The 22,506-nt window shown below is 68.9% G+C and carries 20 protein-coding genes and 2 pseudogenes; 17 read left to right on the forward strand and 5 right to left on the reverse strand.

All coding sequences use genetic code 11. The features are described from left to right. A pseudogene (locus tag BM430_RS35420) lies at window positions 1-281 on the reverse strand (hypothetical protein); the annotation flags it as partial. A 260-nt stretch (window positions 282-541) separates the two neighbouring features. Between BM430_RS35420 and BM430_RS34955 the strand changes: the two are divergent. Both BM430_RS34955 and BM430_RS34335 read left to right on the forward strand, forming a co-directional pair. Continuing rightward, window positions 542-718 carry a hypothetical protein gene (locus BM430_RS34955; protein ID WP_177303227.1) on the forward strand — a complete coding sequence of 59 codons (177 nt, stop codon included), beginning with the start codon at window positions 542-544 and terminating at the stop codon, window positions 716-718. Between the two features lie 745 nt (window positions 719-1,463). After that, window positions 1,464-1,583: pseudogene (locus tag BM430_RS34335) on the forward strand (IS5/IS1182 family transposase); the annotation flags it as partial. 836 nt (window positions 1,584-2,419) lie between these two features. Here BM430_RS34335 and BM430_RS35645 read toward each other — a convergent pair. The 3 genes from BM430_RS35645 to BM430_RS31130 all read right to left on the reverse strand — a co-directional run bounded on the left by BM430_RS35645 (window position 2,420) and on the right by BM430_RS31130 (window position 6,650). Continuing rightward, window positions 2,420-3,748 carry a flagellin N-terminal helical domain-containing protein gene (locus tag BM430_RS35645; protein WP_093571085.1) on the reverse strand — a complete coding sequence of 443 codons (1,329 nt, stop codon included), beginning with the start codon at window positions 3,746-3,748 and terminating at the stop codon, window positions 2,420-2,422. Between the two features lie 555 nt (window positions 3,749-4,303). Further along, the gene (locus BM430_RS31125; RefSeq protein WP_093571086.1) at window positions 4,304-5,206 is read right to left on the reverse strand and encodes an NAD(P)-dependent oxidoreductase; all 903 of its coding nucleotides are present in this window, start codon (window positions 5,204-5,206) and stop codon (window positions 4,304-4,306) included. 79 nt (window positions 5,207-5,285) lie between these two features. Continuing rightward, on the reverse strand, window positions 5,286-6,650 hold the full coding sequence (locus BM430_RS31130; protein WP_093571087.1) for an MFS transporter: 1,365 nt from the start codon (window positions 6,648-6,650) through the stop codon (window positions 5,286-5,288). Window positions 6,651-6,998: 348 nt separating this feature from the next. Between BM430_RS31130 and BM430_RS31135 the strand changes: the two genes are divergently transcribed. From BM430_RS31135 to BM430_RS31145, 3 genes are all read left to right on the forward strand, one after another. Next, window positions 6,999-7,673, forward strand: a complete 675-nt coding sequence (locus tag BM430_RS31135; RefSeq protein WP_093571088.1) for a GntR family transcriptional regulator — start codon at window positions 6,999-7,001, stop codon at window positions 7,671-7,673. An 87-nt stretch (window positions 7,674-7,760) separates the two neighbouring features. After that, on the forward strand, window positions 7,761-8,408 hold the full coding sequence (locus BM430_RS31140; RefSeq protein WP_093571089.1) for an RraA family protein: 648 nt from the start codon (window positions 7,761-7,763) through the stop codon (window positions 8,406-8,408). A gap of 352 nt (window positions 8,409-8,760) precedes the next feature. Next, window positions 8,761-9,666, forward strand: coding sequence for an amino acid ABC transporter substrate-binding protein (locus BM430_RS31145; protein WP_093571090.1), 906 nt, complete (start codon window positions 8,761-8,763; stop codon window positions 9,664-9,666). Window positions 9,667-9,694: 28 nt separating this feature from the next. Here the strand turns inward: BM430_RS31145 and BM430_RS31150 are convergent, their stop codons facing one another. Further along, entirely contained in the window at window positions 9,695-10,522 is an 828-nt protein-coding gene (locus BM430_RS31150) for an IclR family transcriptional regulator (protein ID WP_093571091.1), read from the reverse strand. Between the two features lie 160 nt (window positions 10,523-10,682). Between BM430_RS31150 and BM430_RS31155 the strand changes: the two genes are divergently transcribed. The 12 genes from BM430_RS31155 (at window position 10,683) to BM430_RS31210 (ending at window position 22,505) form a co-directional block, all read left to right on the forward strand. Then, window positions 10,683-11,372 carry an SDR family NAD(P)-dependent oxidoreductase gene (locus BM430_RS31155; RefSeq protein ID WP_093571092.1) on the forward strand — a complete coding sequence of 230 codons (690 nt, stop codon included), beginning with the start codon at window positions 10,683-10,685 and terminating at the stop codon, window positions 11,370-11,372. Next, complete coding sequence (locus tag BM430_RS31160) at window positions 11,369-11,674, forward strand: (2Fe-2S)-binding protein (protein ID WP_093571110.1); 306 nt, start codon at window positions 11,369-11,371, stop codon at window positions 11,672-11,674. Before BM430_RS31155 ends, BM430_RS31160 begins: the two co-directional genes overlap by 4 nt. Then, window positions 11,667-13,043, forward strand: a complete 1,377-nt coding sequence (locus BM430_RS31165; protein WP_244539750.1) for an FAD/NAD(P)-dependent oxidoreductase — start codon at window positions 11,667-11,669, stop codon at window positions 13,041-13,043. The genes BM430_RS31160 and BM430_RS31165 overlap by 8 nt, the downstream gene beginning before the upstream one ends. Beyond that, window positions 13,043-14,191, forward strand: coding sequence for an NAD(P)/FAD-dependent oxidoreductase (locus tag BM430_RS31170; protein WP_093571094.1), 1,149 nt, complete (start codon window positions 13,043-13,045; stop codon window positions 14,189-14,191). Before BM430_RS31165 ends, BM430_RS31170 begins: the two co-directional genes overlap by 1 nt. Before the next feature lie 31 nt (window positions 14,192-14,222). After that, window positions 14,223-15,776, forward strand: a complete 1,554-nt coding sequence (locus tag BM430_RS31175) for an ABC transporter substrate-binding protein (protein ID WP_093571095.1) — start codon at window positions 14,223-14,225, stop codon at window positions 15,774-15,776. Window positions 15,777-16,045: 269 nt separating this feature from the next. Then, window positions 16,046-16,987 carry an ABC transporter permease gene (locus BM430_RS31180; RefSeq protein ID WP_093571096.1) on the forward strand — a complete coding sequence of 314 codons (942 nt, stop codon included), beginning with the start codon at window positions 16,046-16,048 and terminating at the stop codon, window positions 16,985-16,987. Continuing rightward, window positions 16,984-17,838: an ABC transporter permease gene (locus BM430_RS31185; protein WP_093571097.1), complete on the forward strand. Its 855-nt coding sequence runs from the start codon at window positions 16,984-16,986 to the stop codon at window positions 17,836-17,838. Before BM430_RS31180 ends, BM430_RS31185 begins: the two co-directional genes overlap by 4 nt. Beyond that, entirely contained in the window at window positions 17,835-18,809 is a 975-nt protein-coding gene (locus BM430_RS31190) for an ABC transporter ATP-binding protein (RefSeq protein ID WP_093571098.1), read from the forward strand. The genes BM430_RS31185 and BM430_RS31190 overlap by 4 nt, the downstream gene beginning before the upstream one ends. Continuing rightward, the gene (locus BM430_RS31195) at window positions 18,806-19,786 is read left to right on the forward strand and encodes an ABC transporter ATP-binding protein (RefSeq protein WP_093571099.1); all 981 of its coding nucleotides are present in this window, start codon (window positions 18,806-18,808) and stop codon (window positions 19,784-19,786) included. Before BM430_RS31190 ends, BM430_RS31195 begins: the two co-directional genes overlap by 4 nt. A 119-nt stretch (window positions 19,787-19,905) precedes the next feature. Beyond that, window positions 19,906-20,340: a hypothetical protein gene (locus tag BM430_RS31200; RefSeq protein ID WP_093571100.1), complete on the forward strand. Its 435-nt coding sequence runs from the start codon at window positions 19,906-19,908 to the stop codon at window positions 20,338-20,340. A gap of 203 nt (window positions 20,341-20,543) precedes the next feature. Further along, on the forward strand, window positions 20,544-21,149 hold the full coding sequence (locus BM430_RS31205; RefSeq protein WP_093571101.1) for a YciE/YciF ferroxidase family protein: 606 nt from the start codon (window positions 20,544-20,546) through the stop codon (window positions 21,147-21,149). 240 nt (window positions 21,150-21,389) lie between these two features. Continuing rightward, window positions 21,390-22,505, forward strand: a complete 1,116-nt coding sequence (locus tag BM430_RS31210; protein WP_093571102.1) for a calcium-binding protein — start codon at window positions 21,390-21,392, stop codon at window positions 22,503-22,505. Window position 22,506 lies beyond the last annotated feature (1 nt).

Below are 22,506 nucleotides of genomic sequence, written 5' to 3' on the forward strand. Positions count from 1 at the left end.
CAACCCGCCGGCAACCGGAACCGCGCCGTCGCGCCGTCCAGGACCGGGTGGATCACCTGCCCGCCGACCCCGACATGGAGCTCGGCGATCGCGTTCTGCTCGAGCGTCCAGCCGTTCTCGAGGGCCCGGGTGCGAAGGCGAGCACGGACCTCGTCGACGAGCGGACCCTTGCCGACGAAGGGCCGGCAGAAATCGGCATGGGTGCGGGACGCGGCATCCGCATCGGGGAGTGCCGCGAGGTCGACGACCGACCCCTGCGCGAAGAAGCGGCGGTTGCCCATGTCGAGGTAGCTCTCGGCGGGCAGGCCGTTGGCGACGAGCAGGTCGTGGCTGTCGAGTTCGACGTGCCAGTAGGTGACGGTGTCGACCGGGACCTGAGTGACGGCGGCGCCGTTGACGAGGCGGAGGCGGGGATGAGCGCCTCGCCGTCCACGTCCCGGCAGATGGCGTGTCCGGGGGAGACCCAGAGGTCCTGGGCGGGCTTGTTCGGGCCGAGAGCGTCCTTGCCGATGCGGACGGGCAGGACGGCGAGCGGATTGGGATGGTTGCGGCAGTCGATGGTGCGGTGGCCGATCCAGCGGATCGCGCGCTGCTCGCCGGAGGTTGTGACGGCAAGGTCACCGACGGCGAGGCGCTCGACCGGCATGTCGCCTTCAGAAGTTCTAATCATCGTGCCAACCTTGAAACACACGATCAAGGGATCTCTACTTATCGTTAAAGGCGTATTGTCCGCATAATAAGAATTCGAAAAAAGGAGATATCTTGAGTTTACGGAATCGTAGATTACGATTCCATTATCGTCGCTCGTCTTGCCAAAGTAAATGCCGTTTTGACTGAAATCCCCTCTCGTATAATTTATTATATCTCCGCTGGTATCACCAAATACTGAATCATCGTCTGTGATCGCAATAGGCAGTTTAGAGCTTCCCCTTCCTACATAAAATTTGTTATTCCCATGATAGGTAAGGGGGTATACACTTGATGCATGAAAGGTTGGTTGTGTTTCAGACGTCAATTTGCTCTCCCTTGTTTCGGTTTTCCCCGCTATCGACAGCAGGGCTTTTTTCGCGTGACCCACGCACGCTCCATGATGCCCGCGGGGTGGTGTCCCGCCACCCGAACCTGCTCCAATGTTTCGTGAGTGATAGCAGAATGCGGCTCTCGACAAATCATTATGATTTATGATGGACACGTCATGCATATATTGCATTACAATAAACAAAAATCAAAACAATATCTCGCCTTCTGAGTCGAAAATGTCAAAGATGCGTGCACTGTGATTGGCCATATATGAATGGCACGACTGATCAAGTGCGCGTGTGCCACATGGCTAAAAATCGCGCCTGCGTGAGACGCATTGCGCGGGTTTATGGAACGCAGAGGAAAATATCCTGGTGGTCGCAGTCTCTATCGAATTGAGTGCCAGCGACCACCGCGATGAAATCCGGGCCGCGCTCGGGCTGCGGGTCGAGACGGTCTTCTGCCGCCTCAAGGACTTCCGACGCATCGCCACACGCGACGACAAGCTCGCCCGCAACTTCGCCTCGGCTCTCGCACTGGCCGCCATTATCGCGTTCTGGTGATGATTGAGTCTCGACCCTAGCGCCGACACGTCCGTCCGTGTCTCCGAGATCGGATCCACGCTTGGCTTCACGGATGCGACGTCGTTCAGTCGAGCGTTCAAAGCCGCCTTCGGCATGACTCCGAGCGAAGCGATCGGACTGAGGGGCACTTCGAACGACCGAATCGGCATCTTCGGGCACTGGATGCGAACGATCGCTGCCGCCGGACGGTAGTGGCCGGCTTCCACGATTGCGTTGCACCCTACATGTGTCTCGCGCTGATCTGCGTCGCGCAGCCCGCGGCACGGGACGACGCCCGGCGGCAGGCTGACGCGCGACAGGCGTCAGGCAACACAAGCCGGGGATCGCCATCAACGGCGTCGGCCCTGATCTCGGAACGGTCTTCGATTTCGAAGGTCTGGACTGGAAACATCATAAAGTTGTCATGATGCCGGCGAAAAATTCCTGCCACCATTGGACACGACTTGGAGGCCCTGTTCGAGCGCACCTCACAAAACTCCCGCCGCGCTATCGCCACCACGGCGGTCAGCGGGAGTTTTGTGAGCGACATATGGAGCGTGCGGCACCGAGCCGGTCCGGCAGTCGCCGACCATCGACCAAGGACCGTCGCCGGCCTTGCCTGCGCCGGTCCTTGCGGTGCGAGGCGGGCCCCTCCGCCCCGGAACGGGATTGGAACAAGGCATCCGCCACAGCCGATCCACCGGGTTGCGTGCGACCCCACCGGCGCCGGCAGGATCCCGGTCTTCATTGCCTTCCGCCACCGGGCCGGTGGCGCATCCGCTACGTCCGCGTCAGGCCAACAGTCACAAATGACCCGTGTCGCGCAACACTATGCCTTATTTGAACAGCGACAGCACGTTCTGGCTCGCCGAGTTGGCGATCGAGAGCGCCTGCACCGCCAGCTGCTGCTGCGTCTGCAGCGCCTTCAGCCGGGTCGACTCCTCCTCGATGTCCGCGTCGACCAGCGTGCCGATCGTCCGGTCGTTCACCTTCATCAGCGTGTCGATGAAGCTCTTCTGGCCGTCGATCTGCGTCTTGTTGGCGCCGAGCTTGGTGCCCGCATCCGTCACCTTCGCGATCGCCGCCTCGACCCGGTTGATCGCCACCTTGATCGAGGCGTCGTCCGCCGCACCCGAGGCGTTGTAGACGTAGAGCGTGGCGATCGAGTTGCCCGCCGTGCCCGAGTCCAGGATGCCGCCGGCCGCGCCGGCCGAGGCGTCGGCGCCGACCACTTGGGTCATCACCGTGGAGGCCGCGCCGTAGCCGAAGTTGACGGTCGCGGAGGCGCCCATCGTGAGGTCGAGCTTGGCGTTGGTCGCGCCGGTGGCGGTGCTCTCGAAGACCAGACGGCCCGAGCCGTCCAGGCTCGCCCGGACCTTGCCGGCGTTGTTCGCCGAGGCCGCGATCTGGTTGTTGATGGCGTTCACGAATTCCTGGCGCGTGACCGAGGCGATGTTCGCCACGGCCGAGGTCAGGGTCGCCTTCGTGAGCGTGATGGTGTTGGCGGTGCCGCCGGCGCCGCCGGCCTTGATGGTGAAGGAGGCGTCGGCAGCGCCGCTGAAGTCGATCGTGGCCGGGACCGGCGCGCTGCCTACCGACAGGGCCGTGGTCGCCTGGGTGCCGCCGGTCCCCGCATCGTAGAGGCGGATGGCCGCGGTGGAGACGTTCACGGTCGAGAAGTTGATGTTGCCGGTCTTGTCGCGCGAGAAGCCGGCGACCACCGAGCGGATGTCGGTGTAGCCCGACTCGGAGGAGTTGACCGACAGCCAGTTCTGGCCGCTCGACACCGACGAGTCCGCGACGGACTTCATCTGGTTCTGGATGGCGGCGATCTCGGTCTGGACCTTCGAGCGGTCGACGCCCGGCTGCAGCGCGGTCTGCAGCTTGGTGCGCAGGTTCTGCAGGGAGGTGATGATGTTGTTGACGCCGTTATAGGCGGTGTCGACGGCCGAGGAGCCGAGGCCGAGGGAGTCCTTGACCGCCGAGAGCGAGGCGTTGTCGGTGCGGACCGTGGTGGCGATCGACCAGTAGGCGGCGTTGTCCGAGGCGGCCGAGACGCGCTGGCCGGTAGAGACGCGGTTGCTGGTCGTGTCGAGGCTCAGACTGATGGACTTGAGCGTGGTCAGCGCCGTCATCGCGGCGTTGTTGGTCAGCAGGCTGGTCATCGTCTCAACGCTCGCCCAAAATTTCCTGAGGAAATCGGATATGTCTTCCGTTCGATATTACCTTTAAACGAACTATGGTTAATAAATATTTAACGTAACATTTTATCTATATCTTCAGCTTACTAATCTAGCGTGTGCATTTGAATATTTTCGGAGTGTGCAAGACGGCAGAAAAATATGATATAACTTGATATTTCGATCGCACACGAAAATTTTATTACATTAAAGGAATAATATAGAAAAATTAATAAGAAAAATAGAATTATTATTTTCACCGTTTTTTGTACTTAGGAATGGCCAAATCACTAATAAAATATAGATCATATTCGATATTCAAGGCCCAGCGACCTCATCGGCGAGCCAGTCTAAAGAAAATCCAGGCATCTTGCGCGCCGGGATGCGCAGCCTGAAACTGGTGGCGCGTCCGCAACCAGCCGGCGGGATCGTCGCGCTCCGGACGGGGGCTCGTCGCGCGGCGTCGTCTCATGGACATTGCCGTCCGACCCGGTCACCCGCGTCGCGCCGCTCGTCCCGCCGACCCGCGGCCTGGGCGCGTCAGCGCGCCGCCATCGCGCCGACGATCGCGTCGAACGCCGCCTCGGCGGTCGCGGGCTCTATGCCGTTCAGCGTCTCCTTGAGGCCGAGATCCGCCTTCCAGCGCAGCCGGGCCGCGACCGCCCGGGCCATGACCGGATCGATGCCGGCATCGGCCACCGCCTCGGCCGACATCTCCAGCTCCTCCGACCGGCGCCTGGCGTGGATCACGCCCGACGGGATCAGCGCCTCCACCGTGTCCATCCAGGGCCGCGCCAGGGTCTTGCAGGCCGAGGCGAGCACCGCCTGGTCGACGCCGTAATGGCGCGCGGCGAGCATCATCTCGTCCGTCAGCGCCTCGATTCCCTTGAGCAGCACCGAGCGCAGGATCTTGATCCCGGACGCGGTGCCGAGCCGGTCGCCGACGAAGGCGATGGTCATGCCCCAGGGGACGAGGAGATCGCGCACCCGCTCGCCGGAGGGCCCGCTGACGAGGATCGGCATGGCGTAGCCGTTGCGCGGCGTGCCCTCGATCGAGCCGTCGCCGACGCAGGCGCCGCTCCCGGCCAGGCGCTCGGCGACCCCGAGCTTGATCGTCGGCGTGGCGGAGGCGAAATCCGAGAAGACGTGCCTCGCGCTCAGGCACCCTGCGAGGGCCGCGGCGCTCTCCAGCGAGACCGAGCCCGGCGTCACGCCGACGATCAGGTCCGCGGCGTCGGCCAGTTCCTGGGTCGAGCGCACCAGGGTGACCCCGGCCTCCCGCGCCCGGCTCTGGATCAGGCCGGCGAAGGGCCCGTCGAAGGCGTGCTTGTCGTAGGCCGCGACCTGCTCCAGGCCGGCACCCCGCAGGCCGCGGCCGAGGGTGCTGCCGATCTCGCCGTAGCCGACGAGGCCGAGCCGGACTTGCTGCTTGTGGATCGACATGGGGGCGTCCTCCGCCGGAAGGGTTTTTTCGTGCGTGGTGGTGTCTGGGAGGGCGCGGCGCGCCCGTTCCCCGCGCGTCCTACCGGGCCGCCGCGGCCTCCGCCTCGACCGGCTCGACGACCAGCAGCATCACGGCGAGTGCCACAAGGGCCGAGGCCGCGAGGAACAGGAACACCGCGTCCCAGCTGAAGGCATCGAGCAGCAATCCGGTGAGGAACGGAAACAGCGCCCCGCCGGCCTGGCCGCCGGTATTCACCACCGAGACCGCGAGCGGATAGGCGTCCTTGGTGGTCAGCCCCGCGGGATAGACGGTGAAGGACGAGTAGCCGACATTCAGCAGGAAGCCGGTCAGGAAGAGCAGGATCGCGAGCGTCACCGGCTCGTTCGGCGCGTGGATCAGCGCATACATCATGAACACGGTCGAGACCGCGCTGATCAGGATGGTCGGCTTGCGCCTTTTGCCCACGACCCGGTCGGAGAACCAGCCGCCGATGATGTTGCCCAGCACGCCGCCGACGAACGGCGCCGAGGCCACGAACCCGACATTCATCAGCGAGAACTGCTTCACGGTGGTCAGGTAGGTCGGCAGCCAGGCCAGGATGACGTTGATGATCCCGGTCATCATCAGGTAGCCGAGGGCGAGGCCCCACACGTTGCCGGACCGGAACGTCTCTCGGGCGGTGGCGATCAGGCGGACCGGGCGGCCGCGGATGACGCGATCCAGCCGGTCGAAGCGGCGCGCGGGCGGCGCCGCGGCGATCGTCGCCGCGTCGGGGCGCGACGACGGCGCGTCGCGGATGTGCTCGGCCTCCGCCGCCGACACGAAGCGGCTGCGCGCCGGCTCGTCGACGACCAGAAAATACCACAGCACCGCGAAGACGATCCCGGGTGCGGCGCAGATGTAGAAGACGTATTGCCAACCGAGCGTGGCGATGATCAGCGCGCCCAGCGGCGGCACGATCACGGGGCCGAACTTCGCGGCGGCCAGGAACAGGCCGACCGCGGTGCCCTTCTCGCGGGCCGGGAACCAGCGGTTCACCGTCGAGAGCATCGACACGGGCAGCGGCGCCTCGGCGATCCCGAGGGCGAGGCGGTTGAGCTTCAGCGCCAGGACGGAGCCGGACGTGCCGAGGAGGCCCGTGAACAGCGACGTCAGCAGCATGAAGACCGGGAACACGACCCGGGTGCCGAGCCGCCGGACCAGGAAGCCGGCGGGGATCTGCATCACCGCGTAGCCGACGAAGAACAGGCTGACGACCGCCCCGGCCTCGGTGTTGGACATCGCGAATTCCTTCTTCACGAAGGGAAGGACGATGCCGATATTCGCGCGGTCCGCCGCCGCCAGCGTGTAGACGATGAAGATCAGGCCCATGACGACCCAGCGGTAGCGGGTGGTCGTCCGGGACGTCGCGGCGGATCCCGCGGCGACCGTGGTGGTGTGCATGGCGTTTCCTCCGCAGAATCGAAGCGTCGACCGGAGCCCGTGCGCTCCGCCGTTCCCTGGACCGGGACTTCTGTTCGAGGCGGGACGAGGTGATGGGGATCCCGCGCGCCACCGATCCGGCCTGTCCCGGGCGGACCCGCGCCGCTGGCGCGACGCGTCGTTCGCCCGGATCGCCGGTTCCGGCTAGACATACAAGGAAAATACATATCGTCAACGCGATGGCGACACAGGCCGTGATATCGGCGAAAATCGTACAACATATGTACAAAATCCGGTCGCTGGGGCGATTGCCCGCGCCGGGCGCCCGGCGCTAAGGTCCGGCGGCATCGCGAGACAGGGGTCGCCTCGATGGCGCGCGGACAGGACAGGGCGTACGGCGTGCTACGCCAGAGGCTGGTCGGCGGCCATTACCCGCCCGGCTTCCACCTCCGCGAGGAGCCGCTCGCGCAGGAATTCGGCCTCAGCCGCACGCCCGTCCGCGCCGCCCTGAAACGGCTGGTCGAGGACGGGCTCGCGACGGCGGATGCCGGCCACGGGATCCACGTGGCGGAATGGAGCGAGGCGGATATCGAGGAGACGTTCCGGCTGCGCATGCTGCTCGAGCCGCACGCGACCGAGCGCGCCGTCGAGCGCGGCGGCGAGGCCCTCGTCGAGCGCCTCGAAGCGAGCAACCGCACCATGGCGCTCGCGATCGAGCAGGGCGACGGCGAGGCGATCTCCGTCATCCAGAAGACGAACAAGGAGTTCCACCGTACCCTGCTCGACTTCTCGGGCTCGCCCCGGCTGCGCTCCATCCTGGAGACGATGATCGACATGCCGATCGTGGTGCGGTCGTTCTTCATCTACTCGGCGTCCGAGCTGTCGCAGAGCCTCCATCACCACCAGGACATCACGTTCGCGGCCCGCGTCGGCGACGGCGAGCTCGGCCGGCGCGCGATGCAGCTGCACCTGCGCATGTCGTATGCCCGCGTGATGCGCCATCGCGGGTCGCGGCGCCGGATCGCGGCGGCGGACGGAGCCTGACGCCGCCTCGCCCGGCTTCCCAAGGATCTCCTCGTCGTCCTCGCGCCTGGAGCGGAGGACCATCAACCCGACCGGAAGGAACCGACCATGACCGACACCCCCGCCCTCTCCGCCCAGGACCGCGCCGCCAGTGCCGCCGCGGTCGATCAGTTCCGCGGCGTCGCGACCGCCTTGATCAGTGACAACCTGGACCGGCTGCCGGGCCTCGTCGGCCTGCGCCCGTTCCACCGCGCGGGCCCGCTCGCCGGCATCGCCCTCACGGTGCGCGTCCGCAGCGGCGACAACCTGGCGATCCACCAGGCGCTCAACCTCGCTCAGCCCGGGGACGTGCTCGTGGTCGACGGCGGCGGCGACACCAGCCGGGCCCTGGTGGGCGACATCATGAAGGCGATCGCGGAGAGCCGGGGCGTCGCGGGCTTCGTGATCGACGGCGCCATCCGCGACTCCGCCGCCTTCGCAGCCTCGGACTTCCCCTGCTACGCGCGGGCGGCGATCCACCGGGGGCCGTACAAGGCGGGCCCGGGCGAGATCAACGGTCCGGTCTCCGTCGGCGGCTGGACCGTCCATCCCGGCGACGTCGTCGTCGGCGACGCGGACGGGGTCGTCACCTTCCCGCCCGGCATCGCCGCGACCCTGATCGCGGCCGTCCGGGCCCAGGAGGAGCGGGAGGCCGAGATGCTCCGGATGATCGGCGAGGGCCGCTACGACGGCCGCTACGGCAAGGTCGCCAAGTAACAGCTGAATCTCGGAGCCTGTTCGATTGAACGAACAGTCTTGTCACCCTCCGTGTCATCCCGGGGCTCGGCGAAGCCGAGAACCCGGGATCCAGAACCGCTGACGGTTCAGGGCAAGGCGACCAGCGTTCTGCTTCATCCTGCACCGTCAGCGGTTCTGGATCCCGGGCTCCGCTTTCGCGGCCCCGGAATGACGCGGAGGGTGTTGAGGCTATAGAGCAAGTCGAGCAGGCTCTCGGCAGAGGCAGTTCGGCCGCCGGTCGCGACACCCGGCGCGGGTCTTGCACCCCGCTGCCGGCGTTGGCCGAGACAGGAGAATACCCACGGTGAATCACCCGGTCCGGAGTCGTCACGTGAAGACAATCGCGTTGTTTCTCGCCCTGTCCGCCCTGGCGCTGCCCGCGCAGGCGGCGGAACTGACGGGTACCCTGAAGAAGATCAAGGATTCGAACCGGATCGTCCTCGGCGTGCGCGACGGCGGTCCGCCGTTCAGCTACATCGACAACAACCAGGCGTATATCGGCTACACGATCGACATCTGCAGCAAGATCGTCGATGCGATCAAGACGGAGGTCGGCGCGCCGGATCTCAAGGTCGAGATGCTGCCGATCACCTCGTCGACGCGCATCCCCCTGATGACGAACGGAACGATCGACCTCGAATGCGGGTCGACCACGAACAATCCCGACCGCCAGAAGCAGGTCACCTTCACCAACGCCCACTTCGTCACGGCGAGCCGCTTCGCGTCCAAGAAGGCCCAGAAGATCGAGACGATCGACGACCTGAAGGGCAAGTCCGTCGTGTCCGTGGCGGGCTCGGTCAACATCGTCCAGATCAACAAGCTGAACGCCGAGCGCAAGCTCGGCCTCACCATCCAGACGGCGAAGGACACCGTGGAGGCCTTCCTGCTGCTCGAGACCGACCGGGCGGCGGCCTTCGTGATGGACGACGTGCAACTCAGCATCCTGATCGCGCTGTCGAAGGACCCGGCGGCCTACACGATCAGCCACGAGGCGTTCGGGCCGCCCGAACCCTACGGGATCATGCTCCGCCGCGACGACGCGCCGTTCAAGGCGGTGGTGGACCGGACCACGGCCGACCTCTACCGCAGCCCGGAGATCGGCGCGATCTACCGGAAGTGGTTCGAATCCCCGGTTCCGCCGAAGGGGATCAACTACCGGTTCCCGATGCCGGCGGAGCTGAAGCGGGCCTTCGCGCATCCGACGGACAGCCCGGACCCGGCGGCCTACAAGGGCTGAGGGACCGCGTCGTCGCCCGCGTGCGCCGTCACGGCGCCGGGCGCTCCATGGCGGCGCCGGCCCGGCGCAGGGTCTCGTCGAAGGGGTTGAGGCGGGCGGCGATCCCGGCCGCCTCGCGCCGGAGCATGCCGGCGATGGCCTCGCGTCGCTCGCCGGCGAGGCGGTCGACCGTGCTGCCGACGCTGAGCGCCGCCACCGCGCGGCCCTCGCCGTCGAGGATCGGCACGCCGAGCCCGGCCATGCCGGGGATCAGGCCCGACGCCGCGGCGCAGTAGCCGAGGGTCCGGGTCCGCGCGATCTCGGTGTGCAGGAAGGCCTCGTCCAGGCTCGTCGCCTCGCGGATCCGTGGCAGGTTGTAGCGGATCACCGCCTCCTGCTCCTCCGCCGGCAGGTGCGCCAGGATCGCCAGCGAGCCCTGGCCGAGACCCAGCATCACCCGGCCGCCGATATCGCCGGTGAAGGAGCGGATCGGCAGCGGGCCCGCCGAGCGGTCGATGCAGACGGCGTCGTAGCCGCTGCGCACCAGGAGGAAGACCGTCTCGCCGAGCGCCCCGGTGAGCCGCAGCAGGGCCGGGCGGGCGAGGTCGCGCAGGCCCAGCGGGTTGCCGGCCTTGGCGGCGAGACGAAAGAGCCCGAGGCCGAGCCGGTAGGTTTTTGTGCCCGGATCGAGATCGACCAGCTCCTCGGCGACGAGCGACCGGAGCAGCCGCAGGGCGGTCGGCGCCGGCAGGCCGGCCGCAGTGGCGAGCACGCTCAGGCGCGCGCCGCCCGGACCCGCCTCGCCGAGATGGCGCAGCAGCCCGGCGAGACGCGCCGGCCCGGATCGGTCGGCCGATTTCGTTTCGGCGGGGTCCATTCCGTCGCTTGCGCTCATCATTTTCATCCAGCGAAAGAATGCCGGCAAAATCGTTCGCCTGCCGAAATAGGTGTTGCTCAAGGCACGGCAACGATCAATCCTCCGGTGGCGAACGGGGAGATGGCGTCCATGCGGCGATCACCGGGACAGCGGGGCGGCGATGCTTGAGCCGGCGGGACGGGTCGCGATGGTCTCGGGCGCCTCGCGCGGCATCGGCCGGGCGGTGGCGGAGCGGCTGGCCTCGGCCGGCTACCGGATCAGCGCCGGCCTGCGCGATCCCCGCTCAGGCCCCGCCCCCTGGCACGCCTGCCGCTACGACGCCGCGGAGGCCGGCGCCGCCGAAGCCTGGACCGAGGCCACGCTCGAAAAGTTCGGCCGGATCGACGTGCTGGTGAACGCCGCCGGCATCAACCCGATGGCCCGCTTCCTCGATCCCGACGAGACCGCCTTCGACGCGCTGATGGCGGTCAACGTCAAGGCGCCGATGCGGGTGATCCGGGCGGCCTGGCCGCACCTCGTCGCGTCGGGGTCCGGTCGGATCGTCAACATCGCCTCGCTCTCGGGCAAGCGGGTGCGCAACGACAATGCCGGCTACGGCATGGCGAAGGCGGCGCTCGTCAGCCTGACCCAGGCTTTGCGGCGCGAGGGCTGGGAGCACGGCATCCGGGCGACCGCCTTCTGCCCCGGCTTCGTCGAGACCGACATGACGGCGCACGTCACCAAGCAGCCGCGGGACCTGATGTCCCGGCCGGAGGACGTGGCGGCCGTGATCGAGACGCTGGTGCGGCTGCCGAACACCGCGAGCGTCGCCGAATTGCTGCTCAACTGCCGGCACGAGGACATGCTGTGACCGGGCTGTTCCAGCGCCTCGCGACGCGGCCGGGCCCTGCCGTCCCCTTCACCATCGACGGGGTCGCGGTCGAGGCGCAGGCCGGCGACCTGCTGCTCTCCGCGATCCTGCTGCACCGGCACTCTCTCCGCCGCTTCGAGTTCGGGCCCGGCGAGCGGGCCGGCTGGTGCCTGATGGGCGCCTGCCAGGATTGCTGGGTGACCCTGGCGGATGGACGGCGCGTGCGCGCCTGCACCACCCTGGTCGAGCCCGGGATGGCTGTGCTCACCGGGGCGGTGGTCACGGGAGGCGCCGGTGACTGATCCGGTCGTCGCGATCGTCGGTGCCGGGCCGGCGGGCCTCAGGGCGGCGCAGGTGCTCGCCGAGGCGGGGTTGCGCCCGCTCCTCGTCGACGAGGGCCACCGCGCCGGCGGCCAGATCTACCGCCGCCCGCCTCCGGGCGCCGAGCGGCCGGCGGCTGCGCTCTACGGCTTCGAGGCCGGTCGGGCGCAGGCTTTGCACGATCTCGCCGACGCCCTGGCGCCGCGGATCGACTACCGCCCCGGGACGATGGTGTGGGGGATCTCGGGCCGGGAGCCCGACGGCTTCGACCTCGACTGCCTCGGGCCCGAGGGCCACGACCGGTTCGCGGCCGACCGGCTGGTCCTCGCGACGGGAGCCATGGACCGCACCCTGCCCTTCCCGGGCTGGACCCTGCCCGGCGTGTTCACCCTCGGGGCGGCGCAGATCGCCCTCAAGGCGCAGGGCATGGCGATCGGCCGGCGCGTCGCGCTGGTCGGGGCCGGGCCGCTCCTGCCGCTCGTCGCGCATCAATACGCCAAGGCGGGGGCGGAGGTCGTGGCCGTGCTCGACGTCACGCCGCTGAAGGCCAAGGTGAGGGCGGCTCCCCGCCTCGCCGCGATGCCGGCGACCCTGGCCAAGGGGGTCTGGTACACCGTGCGCGGCGCCCTGCGCGGGCTGCCGGTGCGCTCCGGCGTGCGGGCGGTCGCGGTCGAGGGGTCTCGCCAAGTCGAGGCTCTGTCCTTCGAGGATGCGCGCGGCCGCCGGCATCGGGTCGCCTGCGATGCGGTCGGGGCCTCGTTCGGGCTGCGCAGCGAGGCGCAAGCCGCCGACCTCGCCGGCTGCCGCTTCGCGTTCGATCCGGTGACGCGGCAATGGCAGCCGGAGCGCTCCGCGCAAGGCCGCGCCTCGAACCCGCAGGTCTATCTCGCCGGCGACGGCAGTGGCATCGGCGGGGCGGACGTGGCCGAACTCCAGGGCGAGCGCACGGCGCTGACCCTGCTCGCCGATCTCGGCCGGCCCCGCGACACCGCCCGCGAGGCCCGGCTCGATCGGCAACTCGCCCGGCAGGCGGCTTTTCGCGCCGCGCTCGAGGCCGCCTACCCCTACCCGCACCACATCGTGGAGCGGATCGCCGACGACGAGATCGTCTGCCGCTGCGAGGGCATCACCGCGGGCGCCCTGCGGCGTGCCGCGACCGAGCGGGACGCACGCGAAATGAACCGCCTCAAGGCCCTGACCCGGGCCGGGATGGGCCGCTGCCAGGGCCGGGTCTGCGGCCACGCCGCCGCCGAGATCCTGGCCCACCACCTGCGGGTGCCGGTCGAGAGCGTCGGCCGCCTGCGCGGGCAGGCGCCGATCAAGCCGATCCCGCTGCGGGAGCCGGCCTGATGGAGCACCTCACCGTCGACGTCGCGATCATCGGCGGCGGCACCGCGGCCTGCGCCGCCGCCGTGGCTCTGCGCGAGGCCGGCCTCACCGTGGCCCTCCTGGAGAAGCGCCTGTGCGGCGCCGGCGCCAGCGGGGTCAATTTCGGCGGCGTGCGCCAGCAGGGCCGGGATTTTTCGGAGTTGCCGCTGTCGCGGCGCGCCCGGGTGCTGTGGGACGGGCTGAACGCCAAGCTCGGGGAGGATGTCGGGTTCGAGGCGACCGGGCACATCAAGCTCGCGCGCTCCGAATCCGACATGGCGGTGCTGGAGGCTTACGCCCGCGACGCCGCCGAACACGGCCTCGACCTCCAGCTCCTCGGGCCGAATGCGCTCCGCGCCGAGATGCCGTGGCTCGGCCCGGCGGTCGTCGGCGCCTCGCTGTCGCCGACCGACGGGCAGGCCAACCCGCGGGTGGTGGGGCCGGCCTTCGCCCGGCTCGCCCGCCGCCTCGGGGCGGAGGTGCGCGAGCACGCCCCGGTGCGCCACGCGGTTCATGACGGATCCGGCTTCACGGTCGAGGCCGAGGGGGTGACGGTCAAGAGCCGCAACCTCGTCAACGCCGCCGGCGCCTATGGCGGCGCGGTGGCCGGCTGGTTCGGCGAGACCGCCCCGGTGGCGCCGCTCTCCCCCAACATGGTGGTGACCGAGCCCCTGAGCCCGCTCGTCACCCGCTCGATCGGGGTCGTCGGCGGCGACGTCTACGTGCGCCAGACCCGGCGCGGCAACGTGGTCCTCGGCGGCGGGCGCGGCACGGCGGACGTCGCCGACGGCCTCGCCCGGCCGGTCTCGGCGACCTCGCTCGGCGCGATGGGAAAGACCCTGGCGCTGATCCCGGACCTCGCCCACGCCCAGATCATCCGCAGCTGGAGCGGCCTCGACGGCGAGATGCCCGACCACATCCCGGTCATCGGACCGTCCTCGACCACGCCCGGCCTGGTTCATGCCTTCGGCTTCTCCGGCCACGGGTTCCAGCTCGGCCCGGCCGTCGGCGAGATCCTGGCGGAACTCGTGACGCAGGGGCGCTCCGCCTCCCCCCTCCAGCCGTTCCGGATCGAGCGCTTCGCCGCGTGGCGCGGGCCGTACCGGTCGGAGGGCGAGATCGAACACTGATCGCGTGAAGAACCACAGGGGGATCACCACGATGAGACGCTTCCTCTTCGCCGCGGCCGCCCTGCTCGCCGCCGGGCCGGCCATGACACACGGGGTTCTGGCGCAAGGAACCAAGACCCTGACGATCGGCATGGCCGCGGCCGATGTCAGCCAGCTCGATCCGTTCCGGGCCACCAGCACCCAGGACAAGCCGGTCGTGTCCTGGATCTTCAACGGGCTGGTGCGGTTCAAGCCGGGCTCGACCAGTCTCGAGACCCTGGAGCCGGACCTCGCCGAATCCTGGACCCGCTCGGAGGACGGCCGCACCTGGACCTTCGCCTTGCGAAAAGGGGTGAAGTTCCACGGCGGCTACGGCGAGATGACCGCCGACGACGTGGTGTTCTCCTTGAAGCGCGCCGCGGATCCCAAAACCTCGTCGTTCTCGACCGACTACGCCGCCTTCGACACCATCGAGGCGGTCGATCCTCACACGGTGCGGATCACCCTCAAGCACCCGGTGCCGTCGCTGCTCGGCCTCGTGGCGAACTACCACGGCGGCAACGTCTTGAGCCGCAAGGCGGTCGAGGCCCTCGGCAACGATTTTCGGCTCAAGCCCGTCGGCACCGGGCCCTTCGCCTTCGCCGAGTACAAGCCGAACGAGAGCGTGCGGCTCGTCGCGAACCCCGATTATTTCCGCGGCACGCCGAAGCTCGGCGGCATCCTCTACCGGCTGATCCCGGCGGACGCGGCCCGCGACCTCGCCTTCACCTCGGGCGAGCTCGACATCGTCTACGGCCGCCAGGACCAGCGCTGGGCCGAGCGGTTCGGCCGCGAGGCCGACGTCTCGGTCGACATCGTGCGGCCGGCCGAACTCGCGCTGCTGCATCTCAACATCAGCCACAAGCCCCTCGACGACGTGCGGGTGCGCCGCGCCATCGCCCACGCGATCAGCCAGGCGCAGATCGTCCAGTTCAAGGGTGCCAGCGTCACCGAGCCGGCGGTGTCGATCATCCCCAAGGGCTATCTCGGCACCGACGACAAGGCGCCGCTGCCTCCTTACGACCTCGCCAAGGCCAAGGCGCTGCTCGCCGAGGCCGGCCACCCGAACGGGATCACCATCACGGCGATCCAGACCAGCCTGCCGACCATGCTGACCGCGATGCAGATCGTGCAGGGCCAGCTCAAGAAGGCCGGCATCGAGCTGAAGCTCGACGTGGTCGACCACCAGACCTTCCACGCCCAGATCCGCAAGGACCTGTCGGACGCGGTCTACTACGCCGCGGCGCGCTTTCCGGTCGCCGACACCTACCTGACCCAGTTCTTCGATTCGGCCTCGACGGTCGCCACCCCGACGGCGGTGACCAATTTCTCCCATTGCAACGCGGCGGATGCCGAGATCCGCAAGGCGCGGACCGAGCCCGATCCGGAGAAGCAGAAGGCGTTGTGGAAGGAGGCGCAGGTGAAGATCATCGAGCAGGTCTGCGCCGTGCCACTCTCGGAAGGCTTGCAGGTCTGGGCGCACAGGAAGACGGTTGATTACGGCTACGACTTCAAGGGCGCGATTCACCTTGGGCCGGTGATCACGGAAGCGACGGACAAGAAGTAAGTCACCCCCGGCGCGCGACTTGCCTGCTTCCCACGGCCGGTCGCGTGCATCCCCTCTCCCCTCTGCGGGGGAGGGTGGCGAGCGTAAGCGAGCCGGGAGAGGGGACGCCGCTTCCGGAGAGGTCGCGACCATTCTGAAGGGCGCCACATCCTTCAGCGTCGCGCTGCCCCTCTCCCGCCCGGCTCACCCTCCCCCGCAGAGGGGGGAGGGGAAAAGCCGCGCATCATCCAGCGATGTCGTGATACCTCCCTCCAACCCCCGGCCCGCCCATGCTCCAGTTCATCCTCAAGCGCTTCCTCCTGGCGATCCCGACGCTGGTGGCGGTGCTGACCGTGGTGTTCGTGCTCGTGCGGGTGGTGCCGGGCGATCCGACCATCGTGATCCTCGGCGACCAGGCGAGCGCCTCCGCCCGGGCCGACCTGCGGGGCAAGCTCGGGCTCGATCAGCCGATCGTCGTCCAGTACCTCAGCTTCATGGGCCAGATCGCCACCGGCGATATCGGCCGCTCGCTCACCACCAACCGGCCGGTGCTGGAGGACGTCGCCCACGTCCTGCCCTACACGATCGAGCTGACGCTGGCCGCCATCGCCATCGGGGTCGGGGTCGGCGTGCCGCTGGGCGTGGTCGCGGCGCGGCGGCGCGACGGGGTCGCCGACTGGATCGCCCGCATCGTGTCGCTTGCCGGCGTGTCCTTCCCGGCCTTCGTCTCCGGCATCCTGCTGCTGATCGCGTTCGCCGTGCAACTGCGCTGGTTTCCGGTGATCTCGACCCCGCGCACCGGCGGGATCCTCGACCGGCTCGGCGCGCTGGTGCTGCCGGCGCTCAATCTCGGCCTCCTGATGGTCGCCTACGTCACCCGCGTCACCCGCTCCGGCATGCTGAAGGCGCTGGGCGAGGATTACGTCCGCACCGCGCGGGCCAAGGGGATGCCGGCCCGGATCGTGGTCTGGCGCCATGCGCTCCGCAACGTCCTCGTCCCGGTCGTCACCGTGGTCGGGCTCTATCTCGGCGTGCTGATCGGCAACGCGGTGCTGACCGAGATCGTGTTCAACCGCCCGGGCCTCGGCAAGCTGATCGTGACCGCGCTGACCCAGCGCGACTACAGCCTGCTGCAGGGCCTGATGGTCGTCTCCGCCTTCGCCATCGTGGTCGCCAACGTGCTCACCGACATCGCCTACGGCCTCGTCGATCCGCGGGTCTCGACCCAATGAGCGCGAGTGCCGCCTCCGCCGCCCCGAGCGCCTGGCGCCGGGCCACCCGCTCGCCGGGCCTGATGATCGGCGCCGTCACGGTGCTCGCCGTCATCGTCCTCGCGATCCTCGCCCCCTGGATCGCGCCGTACGATCCCAACGAGCAGGATCCGGTCGCCGCCCTGATGGGTCCGTCGGCCGAGCACTGGTTCGGCACCGACTTCTTCGGTCGCGACGTGCTCTCGCGGGTGATCTGGGGCGCCCGGATCTCGCTCTCGGTCGGCTTCCTCGCCACCCTCATCGGCGTCGTCGTCGGCACGGTGATCGGGGTGGTCGCGGGCTATTTCGGCGGCTGGACCGACCGGCTCATCACCGCGGCCACCGACGTGCTGCTCAGCTTCCCGCAGCTCATCATGGGGCTGATGCTGGTGGCGGTCTTGGGGCCGAGCCTCGGCAACCTGATCCTCGCCATCGCGGTCACCGCCATCCCGGCCTTCATCCGCATCGCCCGGGGCTCGACGCTCGCCATGCGCCAGCGCGACTTCGTCGATGCCTGCCGGGCGCTGGGCTACTCGGACATCCGCATCATGTTCGGCCACATCCTGCCGAACATCCTCGACGAGGTGGTGGTTTTGGCCTCCCTCTGGCTCGCCACCGCGATCCGCACCGAATCGACGCTGGCCTTCATCGGGCTCGGCGTACCGCCGCCCACCGCGACCTGGGGCAGCATCGTGCGCGAGGGCTTCGACAACCTGCTCGACGCGCCCTGGCTGTCGATCTTCCCGAGCCTCGCCATCCTCGCCGTGATGATCGGCCTCAACCTGATCGGCGACGGCCTGCGCGACGCCACCGACCCGCGGGGGGCACCATGACCACACCCGATCTGCTCAAGGTCGAGGGGCTGACGACCCAGATCCGGGTCGGCGGCACCTGGTACGACGCGGTGCGCGAGGTCTCGTTCGCGGTCTCCGGGGGTGAGACCCTGGCCCTCGTCGGTGAATCGGGCTGCGGCAAGAGCCTCACCGCCCTCTCGGTGATGGGGCTGCTGGCGCCCAAGGTCGGCCGCGTCGCCGCGGGCGCCATCATGGTCGACGGCACCGACATGCGGGCGGCGACGGAAGCCCAGCGCGAGGCGATGCGCGGCGACCGCCTTGCGATGATTTTTCAAGAGCCGATGACCTCGCTCAACCCGGTCCTGACCATCGGCTTCCAGATCGCCGAGGCCCTGCGGCGCCATCGCGGCCTGTCGAAGGCGGCGGCGCGCGAGAAGGCGATCGCCCTCCTCGAGCGGGTGCGGGTGCCGTCCGCCGCCGAGCGGATCGACGCCTATCCGCACCAGTTCTCCGGCGGCATGCGCCAGCGGGTAATGATCGCCATGGCGCTCGCCTGCTCGCCCCGCGTGCTCATCGCCGACGAGCCGACGACGGCGCTCGACGTCACCATCCAGGCGCAGGTGCTGGCCCTGCTCGCCGACATCCAGAGCCGCGAGGGGCTGGCGGTGCTGCTCATCACCCACAATCTCGGCGTCGTCGCCTCGGTCGCCGACCGGGTGATGGTGATGTATGGCGGCGACGTGGTCGAGAGCGCGCCGGTGCGCGCCTTCTTCGCCCGGCCGACCCACCCCTACGCCGAGGGCCTGCTCCAGGCGATGCCCCGGGTCGACCGGGTGCAGGAACTCGCGGCGATCCCCGGCACGGTGCCGACCCTGCCGGAGATGCCGGAGGGCTGCCGCTTCCAGGGCCGCTGCGCGCTCCGCGAGGAGCGCTGCCGCGAGCGCCCGCCGCTCGTGTCGCTCCCGGGCGCGCCCGACCACGCCGTGCGCTGCTGGGTGAGGGCCGCATGAGCACGATATCGCCGCTCCTCGAAGTCCGGGACCTCTCGAAGACCTTCACCATCCGCCGCGGCTTCCCGATCGCGAAGACCAGCCTCGTGCGCGCCCTCGACCGGGTCTCGTTCACGGTCCAGCGCGGCGAAGCGCTCGGCATCGTCGGCGAGTCGGGCTGCGGCAAGTCCACCACCGCCCGGGTGGCGCTCCGCCTCACCGAGGCCGACGGCGGCGCGGTGCGGTTCGACGGACAGGACGTGCTGGCGGCGCCGGCCGGCGCGCTGCGGCGCCTGCGGCGGCGGATGCAGATCGTGTTCCAGGACCCCGCCTCCTCCCTCGATCCGCGCCAGCGCATCGGCGAGGCCCTCGCCGAGCCGCTGCGGGTCCACGGCCTCGCCCGCGGGGCGGAAAGCTCGGAGCGGGTCGCCGCGCTGCTCGCCGAGGTCGGCCTGCCGGCAACCGCCGCCGCGCGCTTTCCGCACGAATTCTCCGGCGGCCAGCGCCAGCGCATCGGCATCGCCCGGGCGCTGGCGCTCGGGCCCGACCTGATCTTCGCCGACGAGCCGGTCTCGGCCCTCGACGTCTCGGTCCAGGCGCAGATCCTCCGGCTGCTCGAATCGCTGCGCCAGGCCCGCAACCTCGCCTTCGTGTTCATCTCGCACGATCTCGGCGTGGTCCGGCACTTCTGCCAGCGGGTGACCGTGATGTATCTCGGCCGGGTGGTGGAGAGCGGTCCGGTCGGCCCGCTCTTCGAGGAGCCGCTGCACCCCTACACCCAGCTCCTCAAGGCCTCCTCCCCGGTGCCGGATCCGGAGCGGCCGGTGGCGATGAGCTTCCAGGAGGGCGAGCCGCCCTCGCCGCTCAAGCCCCCGCCGGGCTGCCACTTCCACCCCCGCTGCCCGCACGCCTTCGACCGCTGCCGCGCCGAGGCGCCCTCCTTGCGCGAGGCGGCGCCGGGCCGGGCCGTCGCCTGCCACCTCTATGACGGGGCGTGACGAGTTCTTACGCAGACGACCCACCCCCACCGGGACATGACGGCGCTATCCCCTTCGCCCCCGATTGCTCTAGCTTCCGCAGCGGCGACGAAGCGCCTGGCAAAGGGGGATGACGAACGATGAAGAAGCTCGGGACGATGGCGGTCGTCGGATTGGCCCTGATCGGCGCGGTGGGCACCGCCGTGGCTCAACCCTATGGCAGCCCCGATTACGGCTACCGCGACCGCGGCGACTATCGGGATCGCGACTACCGCAGCCGCGACAGCGACTATCGCGACCGCGACTCCCGGGACCGCCGCGACGATTACGGCCGGCGGGACGATTATCGCGGCCGCGAGCGCGACTACGGATCTCGTGATCGCGACCGGGATTACGGGTCTCGCGACCGTGATTACGGCGAGCGCAACCGTGGCGGCGCGGCCGCCTTCAACGAGCGCGAGTACCTGCGCTGCAACCCGGACGTGGCCCGCGCCGTGCTCGCCGGCAAGATGCAGTCGGGCCAGAAGCACTTCCAGGTCCACGGCTTCCGCGAGGGCCGCAAGCTGAGCTGCTGAACCCACACGCCGCCGGGGACGATCGCCCCGGCGGCGCGACGCCTGCCGGTGCTGCGGCCGGGCTTCGCCCGTTTGCCACAGCTCCCTCGATTTTTCCACAAATCTGCCCGGACCCCGGCCAGATGTCCCGCGTTCTGCCTGCGATCTCGGTTCGACGAGCCGGCGATCGGGTCAGTTGACCTTAAGTCAAGGCAGGCGCGCGCATGGCAAACAAGCAGAAGACGTTGCAGGACGCGTTCTACGAGACGCTCAAGGACGTGTACTATGCCGAGCGGCAATCGGTCCGGGCGCTGAAGAAGGCGGCCAAGTCGGCGCAACACGAGGACTTGCGGCAGGCCTTCGAGACTCATGCCGAGGAGAGCGCGACCCAGGTCGAGCGGATCCAGCAGGTCTTCGACATCATCGGCAAGCCCGCCCGCGGCAAGACCTGCGAGGCGATGCAGGGCCTGACGAGCGAGATGGAGGAGGATCTGGAGGATTTCGGCGACGGCCCGGCCGCGGATGCGGTGCTGGCGGCGTGCGCCCAGGCCCTCGAACACTACGAGATCGCGCGCTACGGCACGCTGAAGACCTGGGCGCTCCAGCTCGGCCACGAGGACGCCGCCCGGCTGCTCGACGAGACGCTCCAGGAAGAGAAGAAGACCGACCAGCTGCTGACCGACCTCGCCGAGCGCCTCAACGCCGAGGGCGACGCGTCCGCCTCAGGCGACGCCGAGCCCGGCGACACCCGGTCCGGTTCATCCAAATCCGGCGAAACGAAATCCGGCGGAGCCAAGTCCGCCCCATCCAAGTCCGGCAAGGCGGCCTGAGCCGCCGCGGCCGGGAGGCGCCGGCGCGGCGCCTCCCTCGATCCTGCATGGCAAGCACGGCGGCGCAGGATTCTGCGCCGTCGATATTCGTGCATCTCAAGTCATTCCTGTCCCGGCGTCAGCACTAATGCTGATTTTGATCGAAAACGGACATTGATTAACCTGAATCAAAGTTCGATTGTTTGGTGTTGATAGCTTTGCGCCGTCGCAACTCCTGTCCAATCCTCGGAAGGATGAAGCATGGCCACGATCCTCGGCACGAACGGCAACGACGTCCTCACCGGGACAACCGCCAACGACGTCATCCTGGGGCTTCCCGGAGACGACACGATCACCGATCCGGGCGGCTTCAACCGCATCGACGGGCAGGACGGCAACGACGTCATCACCGGCGGGGCCGACATCGACTACATCGCCGCCGGGCCCGGCAACGACGTCGTCTATGGCGGCGGCGGCGCCGACCAGCTCATCGGCGAGGCCGGCGACGACCTGATCTACGGCCAGGACGGCGACGACTACGCCGCCGGCAACCCGGGCAACGACACGATCTACGGCGGCGACGGCAACGACTTCTTCGTCGGCGAGGCCGGCAACGACCAGGTCTACGGTGAGGCCGGCAACGACTTCGTCGCCGGCGGCGACGACGACGACCTGGTGAGCGGCGGCGCCGGCAACGACCTCGTCGATGGCGATGCCGGCAACGACACGCTGTTCGGCGATGCCGGCAACGACGTGCTGTTCGGCGATGTCGGCAACGACCGGATGAATGGCGGCCCGGGCAACGACCGGCTCGACGGCGCGGCCGGCACCGACACGGCGGTCTTCGATGCCGACTTCCGCGACCTGGCGGTCGCCTCCTCGGGCTCGCTCGTGACCTTCGGTGGATCGACGGGCACCGACGAGGTCAAGAACACCGAGGTGTTCGAGTTCTCCGACCGCACGATCGTCCAGGCCGACGGCAACGCGGCGGTCGACGACCTGTTCTATCTCAGCCGGAACACCGACGTGCTGCTCGCCGGGCAGGACCCGGAGGCGCATTTCGGCCAGTACGGCTGGCGCGAGGGCCGCGACCCGAACGCCTATTTCGACACCAAGGGCTATCTGGCCGCCTACAGCGACGTGGCGGCGGCCGGCATCGATCCGCTCCAGCACTACCTGCAATACGGCTGGAAGGAGGGCCGCGACCCCTCGGCGAATTTCGACACCAAGGCCTACCTGGCGGCCAATCCCGACGTGGCGGCGGCCGGCATCAACCCGCTCGAGCATTTCCTGCAATACGGCGCCGGCGAGGGCCGCGCGGTGCAGGCGGGCGACGGCGCCTTCGCGACCGCCACGGCGCCGGGCGTCTATACCTGAT

The sequence above is a fragment of the Methylobacterium sp. 174MFSha1.1 genome (assembly GCF_900116815.1).
Classification (GTDB): Bacteria; Pseudomonadota; Alphaproteobacteria; order Rhizobiales; family Beijerinckiaceae; genus Methylobacterium.

Bases quoted from the DNA above. Each gene is read 5' to 3' on its own strand.
- BM430_RS34955 (WP_177303227.1), top strand. From the start codon at position 542: ATGGTTGCGGCAGTCGATGGTGCGGTGGCCGATCCAGCGGATCGCGCG.
- BM430_RS35645 (WP_093571085.1), bottom strand. From the start codon at position 3,748: ATGACCAGCCTGCTGACCAACAACGCCGCGATGACGGCGCTGACCACG.
- BM430_RS31125 (WP_093571086.1), bottom strand. From the start codon at position 5,206: ATGTCGATCCACAAGCAGCAAGTCCGGCTCGGCCTCGTCGGCTACGGC.
- BM430_RS31130 (WP_093571087.1), bottom strand. From the start codon at position 6,650: ATGCACACCACCACGGTCGCCGCGGGATCCGCCGCGACGTCCCGGACG.
- BM430_RS31135 (WP_093571088.1), top strand. From the start codon at position 6,999: ATGGCGCGCGGACAGGACAGGGCGTACGGCGTGCTACGCCAGAGGCTG.
- BM430_RS31140 (WP_093571089.1), top strand. From the start codon at position 7,761: ATGACCGACACCCCCGCCCTCTCCGCCCAGGACCGCGCCGCCAGTGCC.
- BM430_RS31150 (WP_093571091.1), bottom strand. From the start codon at position 10,522: ATGGACCCCGCCGAAACGAAATCGGCCGACCGATCCGGGCCGGCGCGT.
- BM430_RS31155 (WP_093571092.1), top strand. From the start codon at position 10,683: ATGCTTGAGCCGGCGGGACGGGTCGCGATGGTCTCGGGCGCCTCGCGC.
- BM430_RS31170 (WP_093571094.1), top strand. From the start codon at position 13,043: ATGGAGCACCTCACCGTCGACGTCGCGATCATCGGCGGCGGCACCGCG.
- BM430_RS31175 (WP_093571095.1), top strand. From the start codon at position 14,223: ATGAGACGCTTCCTCTTCGCCGCGGCCGCCCTGCTCGCCGCCGGGCCG.
- BM430_RS31180 (WP_093571096.1), top strand. From the start codon at position 16,046: ATGCTCCAGTTCATCCTCAAGCGCTTCCTCCTGGCGATCCCGACGCTG.
- BM430_RS31185 (WP_093571097.1), top strand. From the start codon at position 16,984: ATGAGCGCGAGTGCCGCCTCCGCCGCCCCGAGCGCCTGGCGCCGGGCC.
- BM430_RS31190 (WP_093571098.1), top strand. From the start codon at position 17,835: ATGACCACACCCGATCTGCTCAAGGTCGAGGGGCTGACGACCCAGATC.
- BM430_RS31195 (WP_093571099.1), top strand. From the start codon at position 18,806: ATGAGCACGATATCGCCGCTCCTCGAAGTCCGGGACCTCTCGAAGACC.
- BM430_RS31200 (WP_093571100.1), top strand. From the start codon at position 19,906: ATGAAGAAGCTCGGGACGATGGCGGTCGTCGGATTGGCCCTGATCGGC.
- BM430_RS31205 (WP_093571101.1), top strand. From the start codon at position 20,544: ATGGCAAACAAGCAGAAGACGTTGCAGGACGCGTTCTACGAGACGCTC.
- BM430_RS31210 (WP_093571102.1), top strand. From the start codon at position 21,390: ATGGCCACGATCCTCGGCACGAACGGCAACGACGTCCTCACCGGGACA.